Origin of the sequence: Streptosporangium sp. CA-115845, assembly GCF_050943795.1 — a bacterium.
Taxonomy (GTDB): Bacteria; Actinomycetota; Actinomycetes; order Streptosporangiales; family Streptosporangiaceae; genus Streptosporangium.
The window spans coordinates 7,448,808-7,466,770 of record NZ_CP191988.1 but is presented as its reverse complement, the minus strand read 5'-3'; the positions used below and the strand labels follow the sequence as shown (position 1 = coordinate 7,466,770).

Sequence of the window (17,963 nt, the reverse complement as noted above, 5' to 3'; positions counted from 1 at the left end):
GGTGCGGTTCGGCGTGCTGGGACCGCTGCGGGTCCTTGACGGCGACCGTGACCTCACGCCCGGACCTGCCAAGCACCGGGCGCTGCTGGCCGCGCTGCTGCTGCGGCGAGGGCGGGTGCTGACCGTCGACCGGTTGATCGCCGAGGTGTGGGGCGAGGAGCCGCCGGCTTCGGCCGAGCCGGTGTTGCGAGTGTACGTGAGCGCGCTGCGCAAGGTGGTGGACGGGATCCGGACCGTGCCCGGAGGCTATCTCCTCGACGTCGACCCCGACCAGGTGGACGCGCACAGGTTCGAGCGCCTGGTGAGCGCCGGCAGGCGGGCCAGGGACGCGGGCAGGATCGCCGAGGCGGCCGACGAGCTGCGCGCCGCCCTGGCGCTCTGGAGGGGACCCGCGCTGGCCGGCATCGACTCGGGGCCGCTGCGGCTGGCCTATGCCGTACCGCTGGAGGAGCTGCGGCTCACCGCGCTCGAAGAGCGCGTCGCGCTGGACCTGACGCTCGGCCGCGGCGCGGAGCTGACCGGGGAGCTGCGCGCGCTCGTGGCCGCGTACCCGCTGCGGGAGCGGGCATGGGGGCAGCTCATGCTGGCGCTCAACCAGGCGGGACGCAGGCCGGAGGCGCTGAGCGCCTACCAGGAGGCGCGGCGGCTGCTGATCGACGAGCTCGGCCTGGAACCCGGTGCCGAGCTGCGGGAGGCGCACGAGCGGGTACTGGCCGGGGACGCGCCTCCGAGAGCCGTGCCGAACGAGATGCCGCCGGACGTCGTCGATTTCGCCGGGCGAGAGCGCGTGCTGGACTGGATCCGCGGGGCGGTGCCCACGGCCGGTAGCGCGCCCGTCCACCTGGTGCTGCACGGCCCGGCGGGAGCGGGCAAGTCCGCGATGGCGATCCACGCGGCCACCGCGCTCGAATTCCCCGACGGACGGCTTTACGCCTCGCTCAGGGCCAGGACGCCGGGCGCGGTGCTGGAGGACCTGCTGCGCTCGCTCGGTTGCCCGCAGGGGGCCGTGCCCACCGAGCCGGCCGAGCGGGCCCGTCTCTACCGCAGCATGGTGAGCGGGCGGCGGCTGCTGGTGGTGCTGGACGACGCGGTCGACGAGGCACAGGTGCGCCCGCTGCTGCCCACCGGGCCCGGCTGCCTGACGTTGGTGACCAGCCGCTCGCCGCTGCTCGGCCTGGAGGCGGCGCGCACCTGCGAGCTTGACGTGTTCGATCCCGGCGAGTCCGTGGCGATGCTGGCCAGGGTGGTGGGCGAGCAGCGCGTGCGGGCCGAGCCGCAGGCGGCGGCGCGGATCGCGGCGCTGTGCGGCGGGCTGCCGCTGGCGCTCAGGATCGCCGGGTCCAGGCTGGCGCGGCGGCCGGACTGGACGCTGAAGCACCTGGCGGGGCGCCTTGAGGACGAGCGCGGCCGCCTCGACGAGCTCAGCGCGGGCGATCTGGCGGTACGGAGCAGCCTGGCGCTCGGCTACCACGCGCTCTCGGGTCGGGAACGCCTGCTGCTGCGCCGCCTCGGTGCGCTGTCCGCGCCCGACTTCGCCCCGTGGGCGGCCTCGGCGGTGCTCGGCGCGCCCGCCGACCGGCTGCTGGAGGCGCTGGCCGAGGCGGGCCTGCTGCAGGAGCGCGGGCTCGACGCGACCGGCCAGGAGAGGTACGGCTGGCACGATCTGACCAGGCTTTATGCCGCCGAGCGCCTGGACGAGGAGGAGGGCGCGCCCGGGCAGGTCCTCGCCGTGGCCGGGCGGGAGATCCTTGACCGCACCCGGCGGGCCAGGGCACTGCTCCTGCCCGCGGAGCCGGGCTCGGGCCAGACCCTGGCCCATACGGCGGAGCAGGTCATGGCCCTTGCGACCACGCAGTTCAGGGAGTCGGCCCGCTGGCTGGCCGCCGAGCGGGGGTTCCTGGTCGCGATGGTCGCCGACTTCCAGCGGACCGGCCTGGACGAGGCGGCCTGGCGGCTGGCCTTCTACCTGACGCCCTTCTTCGAGCTCGGCGCGCACCATGAGGACTGGCGGACGGCCGCGGAGATCGGCCTGCGGGCCGCGAGGCGGATGGGCCACCGCCACGGCGAGGCGCTGCTGTTGCGATCCACGGCGGACCTGCACCGGGTGCGGGGCCACCTGGTGGCGGCGGCCGAGGCCCTCCAGCGGGCGCTTCCGCTGGCGGAGGCGGGAGAGGTGGCACGTACCCGGCACCGGCTCGGCCTGGTCCACCTTGCCAGGGGGCGGCCGCAGGAGGCGGAGGCGTGTTTTGTGGCCTGCCTGACCGCGTTCTCGGCCGCGGGCGACCAGCGCGGCAGGGCCGATGCGTTGCGCGCCCTCGGCGGGCTGCGGCGTGCGGAGGACCTGCTCGTCAGGAGCCTCGCGGCCTATCGCGAGCTGGGCGATCCGCGCGGTGAGGCGGCCGTCTCGCTCGACCTCGCCGGGCTCCATCTGGACCAGCGGCGCCCCATCGAGGCGCGTGAGCGGGCCGAACGCGGTCTCGGTCTGCTCAGGCGGCTGGGTGATCGGCTGCCCGAGGCCGCGGGACTGGTGATCCTGGCCAGGGTGGCCATGGCGGAGGGCCGGCCCGACGTCGCCCGCGGGGCCGCGGAGGAGGCGCTCGGTACGTTCCGCGAGCACGCGGACCGCAGGGGGGCCGCGCAGGCGCTACTGACCCTGGCCGCAGCTCTTTTAGACCTTGATGAGATAGATGGTGCAGTTGGTGCGATAACAAGCTCTATGGGAGAGTTTGACGTTCTCGGCGACCGGTATGGCCTCGCCGGGGCAGAAGAACTCGCCGGCGAGGTACGGCGCCGCCGCGGCCTGCGCCTTTAGCGCACTATGCGGATCCTGAAGGTGTCCTGCCTAGGGTCGGGTTCGATTCGATCCATGACGGTTAGAGGTGGGACGCGTTGAGAAGAGGAATCACGCCGGCGGTGGCCGCGTCCGTGCTGGCGATCGTGTTGGCCGGTTGCGGGGTGCTTCCCGGGCAGCAGGGCGGCGGTGGCGGCGAGGAGAAGCAGGCCACCGGCTCCACCGAGCTCGTCGAATCCGCTGACTCCGCTGACTCCGCCGTGCCTTCCGGGTCCGCCGAGCCTTCCGAAGCCGCTGGGTCCGCCGAGCAGCAGGTCGCGCCCGCCGAGCAGGGCGAGGTGATCGCCGGCAGGGAGGTCAAGGCCGGCGGTGCCGACCTGACCGTGCAGATCACCGGCCTCAAGCGGCAGGGCCGGCTCTCCACACTGACCTGGACGGTCACCAACAAGGGCGAAGAGCGCTGGCAGATGAGCAGCGACATGGGGGACACCCCGGACGGTCTCGGCCTGACCGTGGCCGGGATCAGCCTGGTCGACCCGGTCAACGGCAAGCGGTACACCGTCGCGCGCACGGGCAAGTACCCCAAGGCCAAGTGCCTGTGCTCCGACTACGACGTGTTCACCGAGCCGGGCGAGGTGCTGCCGCTGCACGCCACGTTCGCCGCCCCGCCGCCGGACGTCACGAAGATCAATGTGGACCTCAAGGTGCTGGGCGTTTTCACCGATGTCCCGATCTCCTGAGCGTCTCGCGGTCCTCGCGCTCGCGCTCACCCTGGTGACGGGCCCGGCCGCGGTCGCGTGGGCCGATCCGGAGGAGGCCGTGGCCGGGGTGGAGGACATCGTCGCCCCCGTCGAGGACGTCATCGCCGAGGTGGAGTCGCTCGACGGCGCCGAGAGCGAGTCCAAGCAGGGTGATCAGGTCACCGTGGCGCTCGCCGGCGACGTGCTGTTCGCGCTTGACCGGGCCACGCTGACGCCGCAGGCGCAACAGCGGCTGCGGCGGGTCGCCGAGCGGATCCAGGCCGACTCCGCGGGCGGGACGGTCAGGGTCGAGGGGCACACCGACGACCAGGGGGCCGACGCCTACAACGACGCGCTGTCCCTGCGGCGGGCGCGGGCCGTGCGGCAGGTCCTTGCGCGGCAGCTGTCACACGTGACCTTCCAGGCCATGGGTTTCGGCGAGAGACGGCCCAGAGTGCCCAACGCCGTCCAGGGGCGGCCGGTGAAGGAGAACCAGGCGAAGAACCGGCGGGTGGAGATCGTCTTCGACGCCAAGCGGTGATCCGAGCCCTGCCCGGCGGGTCGGCGCGTCGAGACCCGATCCGTCACGGCGGCCGCCCTGTGGCCCGGGGCGGAACGTCGTACACAGGAACGGAAGGGGTCGCGTCCGAACCCGTTTCCTTCCCGGCCCAGCCGGTGTCCGGGAACTCTCTCCCTGGTACGGGTGGCTAAGCACACTGGGGCGTGCTTAGCCACCCGTACCAGGGAGAACCGGACCTCCGCGAGCCCCGCGGCTCGGAGCGCCGGTACATCGAGAGCCGAGCTGTCACCTGCTGAAACCGGCCGTCAGGCCGCTGAGCAGCTGACGGCGGCCGACCACGTACAGGATCAGGAGGGGGAGCGTGGTCAGCACGACGGAGGCGAGTACGGCGGGCACGTTCACGCTGTACTGTCCCTGGAAGGTCCACAGCGCGAGCGGCAGCGTGCGCTTGTCGGGGCTCTGGGTGAGGATCAGCGGTAGCAGGAATCCGTTCCAGATCGTCAGCGCGTTGTAGATCGTCACCGTCACCACGGCCGGCAGGGTGAGCGGTAAGGCCAGGCGCCAGAGCGTCGTCATCTCGCCCGCGTCGTCCAGCCGCATCGACTCGAACAGCTCTTTGGGCACGTCACGGATGAAGTTGGCCAGGACCAGCACCGACAGCGGGATCGCGAAGGCGATGGACGGGAGGATCAGCGCCGTCAGCGAGTCGTAGAGGCGCAGCCGGATGATGATCAGGTAGATCGGGATGATGGTCGCCTGCAGCGGGATGGCCAGCCCCATGAGAAAGAGCGAGTTCACCCCGCGCAGAAAGCGGTGGGCGCCGCCCCGGACGATCGCGTACGCCGCCATGAACGCGACCGTGACCGCCGGGACGACCGCGCCGACGGTCACGATGAGGCTGTTGAGGAAGTACAGCGGGAAGTCGGACTCGATGACCATCTTGTAGTTGGTGAGGGTCGGCTCGGTAGGCGGCGCCAGCGGGTTGGTGGCGTAGTAGGTGCTCTGTGCCTTGAAGCTGGTGATGAGGATCCAGTAGATCGGCACGATCACGATCGCCAGCCACAGCCAGCCCGCGGCCCCGCCCAGCCGGTTGGGGCGTTCGCCGCCTGGACGTGGTCGGCGCCGGCGCGGTTCCGTTTCGGCCGCAGGGGTCCGCTTGAGCCCGGTCGTGTGGGTCAAGCCCATGGTCAGGCCCCTTCCATCTGGCTGGCTCCTGCGTCGCCGCCGCCGAGCCGGCGCAGGAGCAACGCCAGGGCGAGGCCCACGAGGACGAGGATGACGGCGATGGCACTGGCCGGTCCCATGAGGTTGGCCTGGAACCCGCGCTTGTACATGTCCAGGGCGAGCACCCGGGTGGCGTCGCCAGGACCGCCCGCGGTCAGCACGAAGATCAGGTCGAAGAAGGTCAGGGACCCGACGACCATGAGGGTGGAGGACGTGATGATCGTGTACTTGAGCTGCGGCAGCGTGATGCTGAAGAACGTGCGGACACGGCCCGCGCCGTCCAGTTCGGCGGCCTCGTACATGGAGCGCGGGATCTGCCGTACGCCGCCCTGGTAGATCAGCGAGTGGAAGGGAATGAACTGCCACGACACCACGAAGATCACGACGCTGAAGGCGAGGACGGGCTCGCCGAGCCAGTCCTGTGCGAGCAGTTCGATGTGCAGCCCGGCACCGAGCCCGAAGTTCGGATCGAGCAGCGCCTTGTAGGCGATGGCGACGGCGGCCGAGCTGAGCAGCAGTGGGATGAAGTACAGCACGGCCAGCAGCGCGCGATAGCGCTGGTGCCCGGCCAGGAACACCCCGATCAGGATGCTGACCGGGGTCTGAACCGCCCAGGAGGCGGCCATCACCAGCAACGTCACCCACAGCGCGTGCAGGAGGCCGGGGTCGCTGAGCACGGCCCACCAGCTGGTGAGCCCGGACATCTGGATGTCGCCGAGCCCGTCCCAGGATGTGAAGCTGAGGAACAGGACCCCGACCAGTGGAATTACCCCGAAGGCGACGAAGACCGCCAGAGCCGGCACGGCCAGCCACGGGAGGACGCCGCCTCGGGCCTCTCCCGTGGCGGCCGGCGGCGTCCCCCTCCGAGCGGGGGTGGCGAACGCGCTCAACTGCCGATGACCGCGTTCATGTTGGACACGAACTGCTGCGGCGTGATCGACAGCTGGAACAGCTTGGCGATGTTGTCCAGCAGCACCTCGGCCGCGGTGGGGCTGAGCGCCTGGTCCCAGGATTGGGCGAACGACTTGGCGTTGCTGGCGATGCCGTAGACGAACTTCAGGAAGTCCGCGTCCTTGGCGGTGGCGAACGCGCTGTCGGCGCCATTGACGATCGGCACCGCGCCCGTGCCGGCCCACTCCTTGACGTCCTCGTCGTTGAGCACGGCGGTGGCGAAGAACTTCTTGGCGATCTCCTTCTGCTCGGCGGTCGCGTTGGACGAGATCGACAGGTATTGGCCCGGGTTGCCGACGGTGTTGCTGGGGTCGCCCTTGCCGCCCTCGACCGGCGGGAAGTTCATGTAGCCGAGGTGGCCGCCGGAGACGAAGTCACCGCCGTCGGTCGACATGCTGCCGTACGTCCAGCCGCCGTGCAGCATCATCGCGGCCTTGCCGGTGTACAGCAGGGCCTGGTCGGCGTTGGAGTCGGCGGTGATCGAGGAGAAGCCCTTGATGAACCCGTCCGCCTTGACGAGGTCCTGCAGCTTGGTCAGGGCGTCGAGGGCGGCGGGGTGGGACCAGGCGTCCTTCTTACCGTCGAACACGGCTTGGAACACCTCGGGTCCGCCGATGCGGTCGAAGAGGAACTCCAGCCACATCATGTTCGTCCAGCGGGACTGGCCGCCAAGGGAGAACGGGGCGATGCCGGCGGCGTTGAACTTGGGGACCAGGGCCATGATGTCGCCCCACGACTCCGGCGGCTGCACGCCGACCTGGTCGAAGATCTTCTTGTTGTAGTACAGGACGATGGGCTGCATGGTCTCGCACGGCATCGCGTAGATCTTGCCGTCGATCGTGGCCGCCCCGAAGGAGGAGGGGAACAGCCGGTCCTTCACGGCGGCGTTCTGGTCGAACCACGGGGTGAGGTCCTCCACCTGGCCGGCCTGCACGTACGTGCGCAGGGTCCCGCCGCCCCAACCCCAGATGATGGTGGGGGCCTGGCCCGCCCCGATCGCCGTCTTGATCTTCGTCTTGTACGCGTCGTTCTGCAGGATCGTCGTGGTGATCTGCCCGTTGGGGTTGGCCTTGTTGAACCGCTCCACGGCCCGGGTGCGCACGCCCTCCTGTGGCTGGACCGCCAGGTACCAGTAGGTGGCCTTGGTCCCGCCGCCTCCGCCGGCCCCGCCTCCGCCCGCCGCGGTGGGGCCGGAAGTGCCGCAGGCCGCCAGCGCGGCTCCCAGGGGGATGCCCATGGAGAGGGTGAGGAAGGTGCGGCGAGATGGTGTCGTTGACTCCACGCTGATCTCCGTATGTCGAATGCCGAGCTGGGCGCGGCTCCATGTGAAACATCGGTGGCGGTGGTCGTCGGTCGTGGATCAGCACCTCCGCTGCCAGGCACCCACTCTTCTTGAGCCCGGCATGTCGAAACATTTCCGAAACAGGCCGCGTGGCACGCAAATTTAGATTTCCGCTACTTGCCTGTCAAGGGGTGGCCTCATATCGGCACGAGCTTCGTATATAAGGTATGTAAGGTACTCTCATCTGGGGCTTTTCCTGGTCATCTCGTGTACGCCAGGATTCGAGCAGAGCTGCCGCAACACACCGAAAAGTTTCGGAAAGTTGTCCGGATGAGTTTTTCTTGAGGAGAGAGCAGATGACGGCGCTAGATGGGGCCTCCGCGGCGGGCCGGACCCTCCGTCCGTGGCAGGACCCGGCACTCCCAGTGGCCGACCGGGTCGACGCCCTCCTTGAGGAGATGACCCTGGAGGAGAAGGTCGGCCAGCTCGGCAGCCGATGGCTCGGCAACGACATGCGGGCCGACCAGGGCGGGGAGCCCGGGGAGGAGGCCGAAGGACCGGCGAACGTGGCCCCGATGCAGGACGTTTTCGCGGCCTCGGGGAGGGTGCCCTTCGAGGAGGCGATCCGCCACGGGCTCGGCCACCTGACGCGGGTGTTCGGCAGCGCTCCGGTGACTGCGGCGGAGGGCGCCGCGGAGGTGGTACGGCTGCAGTCCGAGGTGGTGAAGCACTCCCGGCTCGGCATCCCGGCGCTGGTCCACGAGGAGTGCCTGACCGGTTTCACCACTTACGGCGCGACCGTCTACCCGGCGGCCATCGCCTGGGGTGCGACGTTCGACCCGGACCTGATAGAGCGGATGGCCGCCGCCATCGGGCGGGACATGCGCGCCGTGGGCGTCCACCAGGGCCTGTCACCGGTGCTGGACGTGGTGCGCGACTACCGCTGGGGCCGGGTCGAGGAGACCATGGGCGAAGATCCGTACCTCGTCGCGATGCTCGGCGCGGCCTACGTGCGCGGCCTCGAGAGCGCCGGGATCATCGCCACGCTCAAGCACTTCGCCGGCTACTCCGCCTCCCGGGCGGCCCGCAACCACGGCCCGGTGCCGATGGGCCGGCGCGAGCTGATGGACATGATCCTGCCGGCGTTCGAGACCGCCATCGTCGAGGGCGGCGCGCGTTCGGTCATGAACTCGTACTCCGACGTGGACGGTGTCCCCGCCGCGGCCGACTCGTGGCTGCTGACCGACCTGCTGCGCGACGAGTGGGGGTTCACCGGGACGGTGGTGTCGGACTACTGGGCGATCCCGTTCCTCGCGACGACGCACCAGGTCGCCGCGGACACCGACGAGGCCGGGGTGCAGGCGCTGACCGCGGGCATCGACGTCGAGCTGCCCGACACGCTCGGCTTCGGCCGGCACCTCGCCGGGCGGGTGCGGCGGGGCGAGCTGCCGGAGTCGCTGGTCGACCGGGCCGCCCGGCGCCTGCTCACCCAGAAGGTGCAGCTTGGACTGCTGGACCCGGACTGGACGTCGGAGAAGTCGGTGGCCGGGGCGCGGGCCGTGGACCTGGACTCGCCGGCCAACCGGGCACTGGCCCGGGAACTGGCCGAGCGGTCGATCGTGCTGCTCGACGCGGGCACCGCGCTGCCGTTGCTCGGCGAGGGGCGTCCGGGGCCGCGCCGGGTGGCCGTGGTCGGCCCCTGCGCCGACGACCCGCACACGTTCATGGGTTGCTACGCCTTCCCCAACCACGTGCTGCCCCGTCATCCGGGGCTCGGGCTCGGCGTGACCGCGCCCAGCCTGCTCGACGCGCTGCGGGCCGAGCTGCCCGATGCCGAGCTGATCCACGAGCCAGGCTGCGGCGTGCGGGGCGACGACCGCTCCGGCTTCGCCGCCGCACTCCAGGCGGCCCGTGAGTCCGACGTGTGCGTGGCCGTCGTCGGCGACCTGGCGGGAATGTTCGGGCTGGGTACGTCGGGCGAAGGCTGTGACGCCGAGGACCTGCGGCTGCCCGGCGTGCAGGAGGACCTGCTGGTCGAGCTGGCCGCCACCGGCACGCCGGTCGTGGTGGTCGTCGTCTCTGGCCGCCCGTACGCGCTGGGCAGCGTGTCCGGGACGGCCGCCGCGCTCGTCCAGGCGTTCATGCCCGGCGAGGAGGGCGGGGCGGCCGTCGCCGGGGTCCTGTCCGGCAGGGTGCAGCCCAGCGGAAAGCTGCCGGTGCAGATCCCACGCGGCCCGGGCGGGCAGCCGGGCACCTACCTGCAGCCGCCGCTGGGCTCCAACAGCCACGGCATCAGCAATCTCGACCCGACCCCGCTGTTCCCGTTCGGGTACGGCGCCTCGTACACCACCTTCGAGCTCGACTCCTTGAGGATCAGCGACGCCGAGGTGCCCACCGACGGCGAGTTCACCGTGTCGGTGCGGGTACGCAACACCGGGGGCCGGGCGGGTGAGGAGGTCGTCCAGCTCTTCCTGCGCGATGTGGTCGCCCAGGTCACCCGGCCGGTGCGGCAGCTCACCGGGTTCGCCCGGGTCCGGCTGGAGCCCGGCGCGAGCGCCCTGGCGACCTTCACCGTGCCCGCCGACCGGACCGCGTTCACCGGGCGCGACCTGCGGCGCGTCGTCGAACCGGGGGATCTTGAGGTGCTCGTGGGCACGTCGGCGTCCGACCTGCCCTGCCGGGGTCACATACGATTGACCGGCCCGCTGCGTCACGTCGGCCCGGGCCGCCGACTGGTCACCCGCGTGGATGTGGAACCGATACCGAGCTCTTCCGCCACACAGCAGGGAGGAACAGATGCCGGCCAGTCCTAAACGGGCCACGCTGGCCACGGTCGCGGCCTCGGCGGGCGTGTCGGTCGCGACCGTGTCGAAGGTGCTCAACGGCCGAGGTGACGTCTCCCCGGTGACCCGCTCCCTCGTGGAGTCGTTGCTGGAGCAGTACGACTACGTCGCGCCGCCGGGGTGACGCGGCCGTGCCGGCCACGATCGAAGTGGAGCTGGACGCCGATCTCAACGCGTACTCGACCGAGATCGTCCAGGGCGCCGTGCAGGCCGGGGCCGAGGTCGACGCGGCGATCGTGGTGAGCATCCGGACGAACGCCGACCGCGCCGGAGCCTGGGCGCGCGGCCTGGTCACGGCCGGACGACGGGCCCTGATCGCCATCACCAGCGAGTTGACCGCCGGGCAGCTCGCCGCCCTGTCCCGGGTGCGGTTGCCACTGGTCGTGATCGACCCGCTGAACCTGCCGCAGACCAGGGGGGTCACCAGCGTCGGTTCGACGAACTTCGCCGGGGGCCTGGCCGCGACGCAGCACCTGCTCACGCTCGGGCATCGGCGCATCGCCTACCTCGGCGGCCCGGCCACCGCCGCCTGCAACCAGGCCCGGCTGCACGGCTACCGCGCCGCCATGGAGGCCGCGGGCGCTTCGATTCCGCCGGGTTACGTACGGGCGGGGCACTTCCGCTACCAGGAGGGTGTGACGGGCGGCGCGGCCCTGTTCGACCTGCCTGAGGTCCCCACTGCCATCTTCACCGGCTGCGACGACATCGCGCTCGGCGTGCTGGAGGCGGCCAGGGCGCGAGGGTTGCGCGTGCCCGAGGATCTCAGCATCGTCGGCTTCGACGACACCCAGGTCGCCTGCATGGCCTCGCCCCCGCTGACCACCGTACGCCAGCCGCTGCGCGAGATAGGCGGCGTCGCGGTACGCACGGCCCTGCGCCTGGCGGCAGGCGAACGAGTCGACTCCCACCACGTCGAACTCGCCACCGAACTGGTGGTACGCGGTTCCACCGCCCCCGTCCCACCCGAGGGCTCCACCGGCCGCAACTGACCCGCTTACGGCCGCCCACCGGGGTACCGACGCCGTCCAACACAGTGGCGCGTTGTCAACACGGGGCCGCCCAGACCTGTTGTCAGCCCGGTGGATCAGTACATCGAGATGTGCGGGTGGTCGTAGTGGTTGGCGGTGATGCCGCCGCGGTTGGACATGGTTCTCCAGCCGGAGCCGTGGTTGATGCGCTGGCGCCAGATCACGTACTTCACTCCGAGCTTGGCCTTGTTCTTGATGGCCCAGGCGGCGATCTCGTCGCCGAGCGCGAGGTTGGCGGCTGAGGGCATCGTGCCGCCGGTACTCATCATGAAGTCGCAGGCGCGGCCGAGGGGGTGCTCGCCGCCGTCGTTCGCGGACCGGTAGCAGCCGACGGCGTACGGGAGGTCGAAGCGTCTCCTGACGGCCTCACGCATGATCCGGGTCCGGTCGGTGATGTTGTCGGCGCCGGTGGGGAGTTGCGGGGCCCAGCTGCCGTCGGCGCGGCGCCCGGAGCCGACGGGGGCGAGCCGGTCGAGTCTGTTCTTGATCTCCTTGATCACATCTTCGGCCTCATCGCGCTGGGCCTGCAGATCCTTGGCCTCCTCGATGATGTCGTCGGTGAGCCTGGCGGCCGTCTCGGTCGCCCTCTTCCTACGTTCGAAGCTCTCGGCGAAGCCCTGCAGGTGCGCGCTCTGCTGGGCGGTGAGCTGCTCCATCACCGCGGCTCCCCCCATGTCGTCGGCGAACAGCAGCGCGGGCAGGCCTCCGATGCTGCTCTGGTAGCGGAGCTGGACTATGGAGTCGACCTGCTTTTCCGCCCTGGCGTAGAGGTCGGAGGCCCTGGCCAGGTTCTGCTTGGCGACGGCCTCGGCCTTCTGTGCCTTCTTGAGGGACTCGCGCTTGGCCGCGTATGCCTCGATCAGCCCGTCGACCTTCTTGCCGAGCTTGGCCAGCTCGGCGCGGAGCTTGGCCTCGGTCGGCTTGGGCTCCGCGCTTCCCGCGGTGGGGGCACCGAGGGTGAACGTGGCGATCAGGCTCAAACAAAGGGCCAGAGTCGCATGCCGACGGAACGTGGGGGACGGGGCCGCCACGAACTCTCCTCTCCTTCCGCCTACCGGGTTAGCTGACGGGTTCGGGCTGGAGAACGCCCTTCCACCGAAGTGGTTTCACCCCAGGTGCGGTGGTTCCCCGGCTCCCGGGCGATGCGCCTGGGATTAGGCATATCGGCTGTTGCAGCCGATGTGGGAAGGATAGTAGTGGTAAACACAGAGTCACGCGACTTCAAGACGAGACCAATTGGTGATTAGTTCGTGACAACAGAGCGCAGAAGGTGTGCTGTCTCCTCGGGCAGCACGTCGTTCACGAAGGCACCCATGGCCGACTCGGAGCCGGCGAGATATTTCAGCTTGTTCGGCGCGCGGCGGATGCTGAACAGCTCCATGTGCGCGTACGACAGGTCGCGACCGGTGTTGACCGGCGCCTGGTGCCAGGCCGCGATGTAGGGCATCGGCACGCCGAACAGCCCGTCGAGGCGGCGGAGCACGTCGGTGTAGAGCGGTCCGAACGCCGCGCGCTCCGCGGGCTCCAGCCCGACCAGGTCGGGGACCTGCCGGTGGGGGTAGAGGTGGACCTCCACCGGCCAGCGCGCCGCGGCCGGGACGAACGCCGTCCAGTGCTCGTTCGAGGCCACCACCCGGACCCCGGCCTCCCGCTCCGCGGCGAGCACGTCGGCGAACAGGTTGCCGCCGGTCCGCTCCCGGTGGCGCCCGGCCGCCCCGAGGGTCAGCTTGGTGCGCGGGGTCACGTAGGGGTACGCGTAGATCTGGCCGTGCGGGTGGGCCAGGGTGATGCCGATCTCGGCTCCCCGGTTCTCGAAACAGAACACCTGCTCCACACCCGGCATCGCCGACAACTCCGCCGTACGGTCGATCCAGGCCTCCATGACCAGCTCCACCTGCTCGGGGGGGAGCAGCGCGAATGAGGAGTCGTGCTCGGAGGTGAAGCAGACCACCTCGCAGCGGCCGATCCCAGGGCGGACCTCGCTCAACCCGCCGACCTGCTGATAGTCGCCCAGATAGGTGGAGAACGAGGGGAACCTGTTCTCGAAGACCGCCACGTCGTAGGCCGCGGAGGGGATCTCGGTGAGGTTGCCGGAGGTGGAAGGGCAGAGCGGGCACTCGCTGGCCGGAGGCAGGAAGGTGCGGCCCTGGCGGTGTCCGGCCACCGCGATCCACTCCTCGGTCAGCGGGTCGTAACGCAACTCGGAGGCGGTGGGGCGGGGCGGCAGGTCGCGTCCGTCGACCGCTCCGCGGTCGGCGTCGTCGTGGCGGTCGAAGTAGAACAGCTCCCGGCCGTCGGCCAGGTGGGTGATCGTACGCTTCATCGGCCGACGCTCTCGCTCTCCTGCTGTGGCTCTGTGATGATCAGCTCTCCCACCGAGGCGGCGAGCTCCTCGCGGGCCTCCTCGGTCAGGCCGGAGTCGGTGACCACGATGTGGGCCTGGGCCAGCTCGGCGATCGTGCTGATGCCGACCGTGCCCCACTTGGTGTGGTCGGCGAGCACCACCAGGCGGTGTGCGGAGGCGACCAGCTCGCGGTTGGTCTCGGCCTCCAGCAGGTTGGGTGTGGTGAACCCGGCTCGGGCGCTCATCCCGTGCACGCCGAGGAAGAGGGTGTCGACGTGGAGTCCCCGGATCGCCGTGACCGCGATCGGGCCGACCAGCGCGTCGGAGGGGGTGCGGACCCCGCCGGTGAGCACGACCGTGCGGTCGGCCCTGGGGGAGCGGTGGAAGACGTCGGCGATCCGAATCGAGTTGGTGATCACGGTCAGCTCGGGCACGTCGGTCACGTGGTGGGCGAGCGTCCAGGTCGTGGTTCCCGCGGAGAGTGCGATGGCGGTGGCGGGCCGGACGAGCAGGGCGGCCTGCTGGGCGATCGTCTCCTTCTCCGCCTGCTGGCGCGCCGACTTGGCGGCGAAGCCCGGTTCCTCGGTCGAACCGGACCCGGTGACGGTGGCGCCACCGTGGACCTTCTCCACCAGCCCGCGCTCGGAGAGCACCTCAAGGTCGCGCCGGATCGTCATGTCGGACACGCCGAGCTCCCGGACGAGATCGGCGACCCTGACCCCGCCCCTGCTCCGCACCCTCTCCAGGATCGCCTGCTGCCGCTGCTGGGCGAGCATTGACTCACTCCCTTTAATCCACCAGATTCCACCAAAATACCACAGCGAGTATCGGGAAATAATGGTGAATTATGGTGGTCACCTGCTCACAGCCGCTCAAGCTCCGCCATGATGTTCGCCCGCGCCGCCTCCTCCAGATCGGCGATGTGGAAGATCGCCGGAAGATCGAGCAGCGAGCGCAGCACCGCGGCCCTGCCGGACCTGAAAGCGTCGTCGGGCACGAAGGCGTACTCCTCGCGCACGGCGGTCGTGTAGCCGGCATAGACCTCCGGCGACGCGCCCAGGATCGCCAGGTCCGCGTCGGACAGCACGGCCCCGTCCGCGTCGCCCGGTGCGGGGGCGTGTGTGACGGTCAGCCTGACCAGCCGGGCGACCGTGGCCACCGCCTCGGGGGAGAGCCCCATCTCCGGCAGCGCGCGCTCGGCCAGGATGGCGCTCCGCTCCTCGTTGTCGCCGCGCCGCGGGTCGTAGACGGCGTCGTGGAACCAGGCCGCCAGCCGTACCAGGTCCGGGTGCTCGGCATGAGAGGCCAGGGTGTCGATGTGGGCGAGCACGGCCTCCAGGTGGGTGACGGTGTGATACCTGCGGTGCGGCTCGTCGTACCGGGTGATCAGTTCACGGCCGAGGGGTTCGGCCTCGAGGCTGGCCAGGGACCGCCAGCGGGCCATCAGCTTCTCGCGCATGAGGGCGAGCCTAGAACCTGGCCGGAGGGGAGGGTCCTCCGGTGCGGGAGGCACTGATCGTCAAGGTTGGGGCAACGCACTCACCGGAGCGGGGCGGATCGCGGTTCGGGCCTTGTGCGCCGGGCGTCGCAGGAGGAACGTGAAGGTCTGAACCGGTGACATCGAGTCCCGTACGGGTCCGGAATGACGGGTCCGGAATGACGGGTCCGGAATGACGGAGGCCGGCACTCGCGGGACCTGGAAGGACCTCAGGGAAGGGGTGGTCGGCATGGCCAGAAGATCGCGTAAGGGCAAGGCCCGCAAGAAGCACAAGGCCAACCACGGCAAGCGGCCGACCGCTCGCTAGCCGCACTGATCACAGAGGCCGACTCCACGGGGACGGGCGGTCACGCGGGGCGGCCCCAGGAGGCCAGCAGCCGGGTCTGCGCGTCGGTGTCGGAGGGCACCTTCCGCTGCTCTCCGGCCTGGTGCTCCCCGACGGCCGCGGTCTGCCGGTAGCCGGGTTCCGCGTCGGCGAACCAGGTGGCGCAGGCCGCGACCAACTCCGGGTCGAGCCGCTCGTCGGCGCCGATGGCGCGAGCCAGGTCCCAGGTGTGGATGAGAGCGTCGGCGAACAGTTCGGTGATGTACTCCCGGCCGGGCACGTCGCCGAAGGGCAGGTGGACGACGCGGTCGAGGACCCGGTGATCGACCGCCGCCTGGACGGCGGGCACGGCCGAGGTGTCGAACGCCTTGATGGGGTCGTCGCCGAGCAGGTCGCCCTCGAAGGCGTCGCCGATCTCCGCGTGGGTCCGCCCGGCCAGCAACTCGGGAGCCCACAGGTTCTCGCCGACCACGTGGTTGACGAGGGAGCGCACGTCCCAGTCGACGCACGGTGTCGGATTCTCCCACTGGTCGGGGCCGATCCGGTGGACGAGAGCGCCGAAGTCGTCCAGCGCGCGACGGTAAGCCTCGGGTACGTCGATGGTCATCATGTCCTCCCGATGCCCTCCCGGGTTCTCTCCCGGCCCTCATCTTGACCGTAACCCCTGGCCCGCCAGTAGTCATCGCGTCAATGGACATGACCGGTACGTCCGGGAGCGCATCCGACCGGACGGCTTCATCTCCCGGTCATCTCGGCGTCGGGGAAGAGTCACGGTATGGCGTGAGGATTTCTCCTATGCGCACCACGACCTTCACCCGAGCGGCCGTCGCCGCGGCCACCGGCCTGATCCTGCTGCCCGCGGCCGTGGCCCCGGCCGCCGCCGGATCCGGCCCCCGAGGCATCGAACTGACCTTCCTCGGCCGCTACACCACCGGCACCGTCGCCGCCGGTGCCTCGGAGATCACCGCGTACGACGCCAAGACCCGTCGGGTGTTCGTCGTGAACGCGCAGGCCGGTACCGTTGACGTGCTCGACATCCGCGACCCGCGCAAGCCTCGCAAGGTCGCCACCCTGGCCACCCCCGGGGCCAACAGCGTCGCGGTACGCGACGGTCTGGTCGCCGTCGCCCAGCAGGCCGCGGTCAAGACCGACCCGGGCACCGTCGCCTTCTTCGACGCCCGGAGCGGGAAGAAGCTCAGGCAGGTGACCGTCGGCGCGCTGCCCGACATGGTGACCTTCACCCCCGACGGGCACCGGGTGGTCGTGGCCAACGAGGGCGAGCCGTCCTCCTACTGCGAGGGGGAGAAGGCCGACCCCGAGGGCTCGGTGAGCGTCGTCGATCTGAAGCGCTGGACGGTGCGGACCGCGGGGTTCCAGAAGTTCGACGCCGAGCGGCTGCGGGGCAGGGGGGTGCGGATCACCGGTCCCGGGGCCACCGCCGCCCAGGACCTGGAACCCGAGTACGTCACGGTCGACGGCGACACCGCCTACGTCACCCTCCAGGAGAACAACGCGCTCGCGATCGTCGACCTGAAGCGGGTGGAGGTCCGCGACGTCGTCCCACTGGGCCTGAAGGACTGGTCGAAGAGCGGTTTCGACGCCTCGGACAGGGACGGGAGGATCGACATCAGGCCCAGGCCGGTGAAGGGCCTCTACCAGCCCGACGGGATCGCGCACTTCCGCGACCGTGGGCGCACCTACCTGGTCACCGCGAACGAGGGCGACGGGCGTGACTGGGGCTGCCACGCCGACGAGGTCAGGGTGAAGTCGCTGAACCTCGCGATGCCCGACGCGGAGAACCTCAAGAAGGACGGCGAGCTCGGCCGGCTGAACGTGGCCGTCGACTCGCCCAGGGACGCGAGCGGCGCCTACACCGAGCTGCACGCGTTCGGCGCCCGTTCGATCTCGATCAGGTCCGCCTCCGGAGAGCTCGTCTGGGACTCCGGCGACGAGCTGGAGCGGCTCGTCGCCAAGGAGCTGCCCGAGGCGTTCAACGCCGACAACGAGGCGAACGACTCCTTCGACAGCCGCAGCGACAACAAGGGCCCCGAGCCCGAGGGGGTCACGGTCGGTGAGGTGCGCGGCCGCACCTACGCCTTCGCCGGGCTGGAGCGGGTCGGCGGGATCGTCGCCTACGACATCGACGATCCCCGGGCGCCGAGCCTGGCCGGATACCTCAACACCCGCGACTTCGCCGGCTCGGTCGCGGACGGCACCGCCGGGGACGTAGGCCCCGAGGGCGTGCTGTTCATCTCCGCCTCCGACAGCCCGACCCGCCACGCGCTCCTGGTGGTGGGCAACGAGGTCAGCGGTACCACCGCGATCTACGAGGTTCGCTGAGCCGCACGGCCGCGAAGACACGCCGCACACCAACCGGCCTGTTCCCACGCCGAGCACGTCAACGGCACGGGAACAGG

At 70.6% G+C, this 17,963-nt stretch carries 16 protein-coding genes and 1 riboswitch; of the genes, 8 read left to right on the top strand and 8 right to left on the bottom strand.

Annotated elements, in window-relative coordinates:
- Window position 1: 1 nt before the first annotated feature.
- The 3 genes from ACQP0P_RS35465 to ACQP0P_RS35455 all read left to right on the top strand — a co-directional run bounded on the left by ACQP0P_RS35465 (window position 2) and on the right by ACQP0P_RS35455 (window position 4,072).
- On the top strand, window positions 2–2,812 hold the full coding sequence (locus tag ACQP0P_RS35465; RefSeq protein ID WP_433363617.1) for a BTAD domain-containing putative transcriptional regulator: 2,811 nt from the start codon (window positions 2–4) through the stop codon (window positions 2,810–2,812).
- A gap of 77 nt (window positions 2,813–2,889) precedes the next feature.
- Entirely contained in the window at window positions 2,890–3,531 is a 642-nt protein-coding gene (locus ACQP0P_RS35460; RefSeq protein WP_433363614.1) for a hypothetical protein, read from the top strand.
- Entirely contained in the window at window positions 3,515–4,072 is a 558-nt protein-coding gene (locus tag ACQP0P_RS35455; protein WP_433363612.1) for an OmpA family protein, read from the top strand. Before ACQP0P_RS35460 ends, ACQP0P_RS35455 begins: the two co-directional genes overlap by 17 nt.
- A gap of 264 nt (window positions 4,073–4,336) precedes the next feature.
- Here the strand turns inward: ACQP0P_RS35455 and ACQP0P_RS35450 are convergent, their stop codons facing one another.
- The 3 genes from ACQP0P_RS35450 to ACQP0P_RS35440 all read right to left on the bottom strand — a co-directional run bounded on the left by ACQP0P_RS35450 (window position 4,337) and on the right by ACQP0P_RS35440 (window position 7,508).
- Window positions 4,337–5,236, bottom strand: a complete 900-nt coding sequence (locus ACQP0P_RS35450) for a carbohydrate ABC transporter permease (protein ID WP_433363609.1) — start codon at window positions 5,234–5,236, stop codon at window positions 4,337–4,339.
- Between the two features lie 2 nt (window positions 5,237–5,238).
- Window positions 5,239–6,084 carry a carbohydrate ABC transporter permease gene (locus tag ACQP0P_RS35445; RefSeq protein WP_433382281.1) on the bottom strand — a complete coding sequence of 282 codons (846 nt, stop codon included), beginning with the start codon at window positions 6,082–6,084 and terminating at the stop codon, window positions 5,239–5,241.
- Window positions 6,085–6,161: 77 nt separating this feature from the next.
- Entirely contained in the window at window positions 6,162–7,508 is a 1,347-nt protein-coding gene (locus ACQP0P_RS35440) for an extracellular solute-binding protein (protein ID WP_433363606.1), read from the bottom strand.
- A gap of 356 nt (window positions 7,509–7,864) precedes the next feature.
- Here ACQP0P_RS35440 and ACQP0P_RS35435 point away from each other — a divergent pair, with 356 nt between their 5' ends.
- Genes ACQP0P_RS35435 through ACQP0P_RS35425 form a run of 3 tightly spaced genes read left to right on the top strand, consistent with a single transcriptional unit; the run spans window position 7,865 to window position 11,340 of the window.
- Window positions 7,865–10,321, top strand: coding sequence for a glycoside hydrolase family 3 N-terminal domain-containing protein (locus tag ACQP0P_RS35435; RefSeq protein WP_433363603.1), 2,457 nt, complete (start codon window positions 7,865–7,867; stop codon window positions 10,319–10,321).
- On the top strand, window positions 10,305–10,475 hold the full coding sequence (locus ACQP0P_RS35430) for a LacI family DNA-binding transcriptional regulator (protein ID WP_433363600.1): 171 nt from the start codon (window positions 10,305–10,307) through the stop codon (window positions 10,473–10,475). Before ACQP0P_RS35435 ends, ACQP0P_RS35430 begins: the two co-directional genes overlap by 17 nt.
- Window positions 10,476–10,482: 7 nt before the next feature.
- A complete protein-coding gene (locus ACQP0P_RS35425; RefSeq protein ID WP_433363597.1) occupies window positions 10,483–11,340 on the top strand; it encodes a substrate-binding domain-containing protein in 858 nt (285 codons plus the stop codon).
- A gap of 95 nt (window positions 11,341–11,435) precedes the next feature.
- Here the strand turns inward: ACQP0P_RS35425 and ACQP0P_RS35420 are convergent, their stop codons facing one another.
- The 4 genes from ACQP0P_RS35420 to ACQP0P_RS35405 all read right to left on the bottom strand — a co-directional run bounded on the left by ACQP0P_RS35420 (window position 11,436) and on the right by ACQP0P_RS35405 (window position 15,182).
- Window positions 11,436–12,359, bottom strand: a complete 924-nt coding sequence (locus ACQP0P_RS35420; RefSeq protein ID WP_433363594.1) for a coiled-coil domain-containing protein — start codon at window positions 12,357–12,359, stop codon at window positions 11,436–11,438.
- A gap of 54 nt (window positions 12,360–12,413) precedes the next feature.
- A riboswitch (cyclic di-AMP (ydaO/yuaA leader) is annotated at window positions 12,414–12,550 on the bottom strand.
- 72 nt (window positions 12,551–12,622) lie between these two features.
- Window positions 12,623–13,702, bottom strand: coding sequence for a galactose-1-phosphate uridylyltransferase (gene galT, locus ACQP0P_RS35415; RefSeq protein WP_433363591.1), 1,080 nt, complete (start codon window positions 13,700–13,702; stop codon window positions 12,623–12,625).
- Window positions 13,699–14,499, bottom strand: coding sequence for a DeoR/GlpR family DNA-binding transcription regulator (locus ACQP0P_RS35410; RefSeq protein WP_433363588.1), 801 nt, complete (start codon window positions 14,497–14,499; stop codon window positions 13,699–13,701). Before ACQP0P_RS35410 ends, galT begins: the two co-directional genes overlap by 4 nt.
- An 86-nt stretch (window positions 14,500–14,585) precedes the next feature.
- Complete coding sequence (locus tag ACQP0P_RS35405) at window positions 14,586–15,182, bottom strand: HD domain-containing protein (protein WP_433363585.1); 597 nt, start codon at window positions 15,180–15,182, stop codon at window positions 14,586–14,588.
- A 211-nt stretch (window positions 15,183–15,393) separates the two neighbouring features.
- Here ACQP0P_RS35405 and ACQP0P_RS35400 point away from each other — a divergent pair, with 211 nt between their 5' ends.
- Window positions 15,394–15,528, top strand: coding sequence for a 50S ribosomal protein bL37 (locus ACQP0P_RS35400; protein ID WP_433363582.1), 135 nt, complete (start codon window positions 15,394–15,396; stop codon window positions 15,526–15,528).
- Window positions 15,529–15,568: 40 nt separating this feature from the next.
- Here ACQP0P_RS35400 and ACQP0P_RS35395 read toward each other — a convergent pair whose 3' ends face one another.
- Window positions 15,569–16,156: a TIGR03086 family metal-binding protein gene (locus ACQP0P_RS35395; RefSeq protein WP_433363579.1), complete on the bottom strand. Its 588-nt coding sequence runs from the start codon at window positions 16,154–16,156 to the stop codon at window positions 15,569–15,571.
- A gap of 185 nt (window positions 16,157–16,341) precedes the next feature.
- Between ACQP0P_RS35395 and ACQP0P_RS35390 the strand changes: the two genes are divergently transcribed.
- Window positions 16,342–17,886 carry a choice-of-anchor I family protein gene (locus tag ACQP0P_RS35390; RefSeq protein WP_433363576.1) on the top strand — a complete coding sequence of 515 codons (1,545 nt, stop codon included), beginning with the start codon at window positions 16,342–16,344 and terminating at the stop codon, window positions 17,884–17,886.
- The last annotated feature ends 77 nt before the right edge of the window (window positions 17,887–17,963 follow it).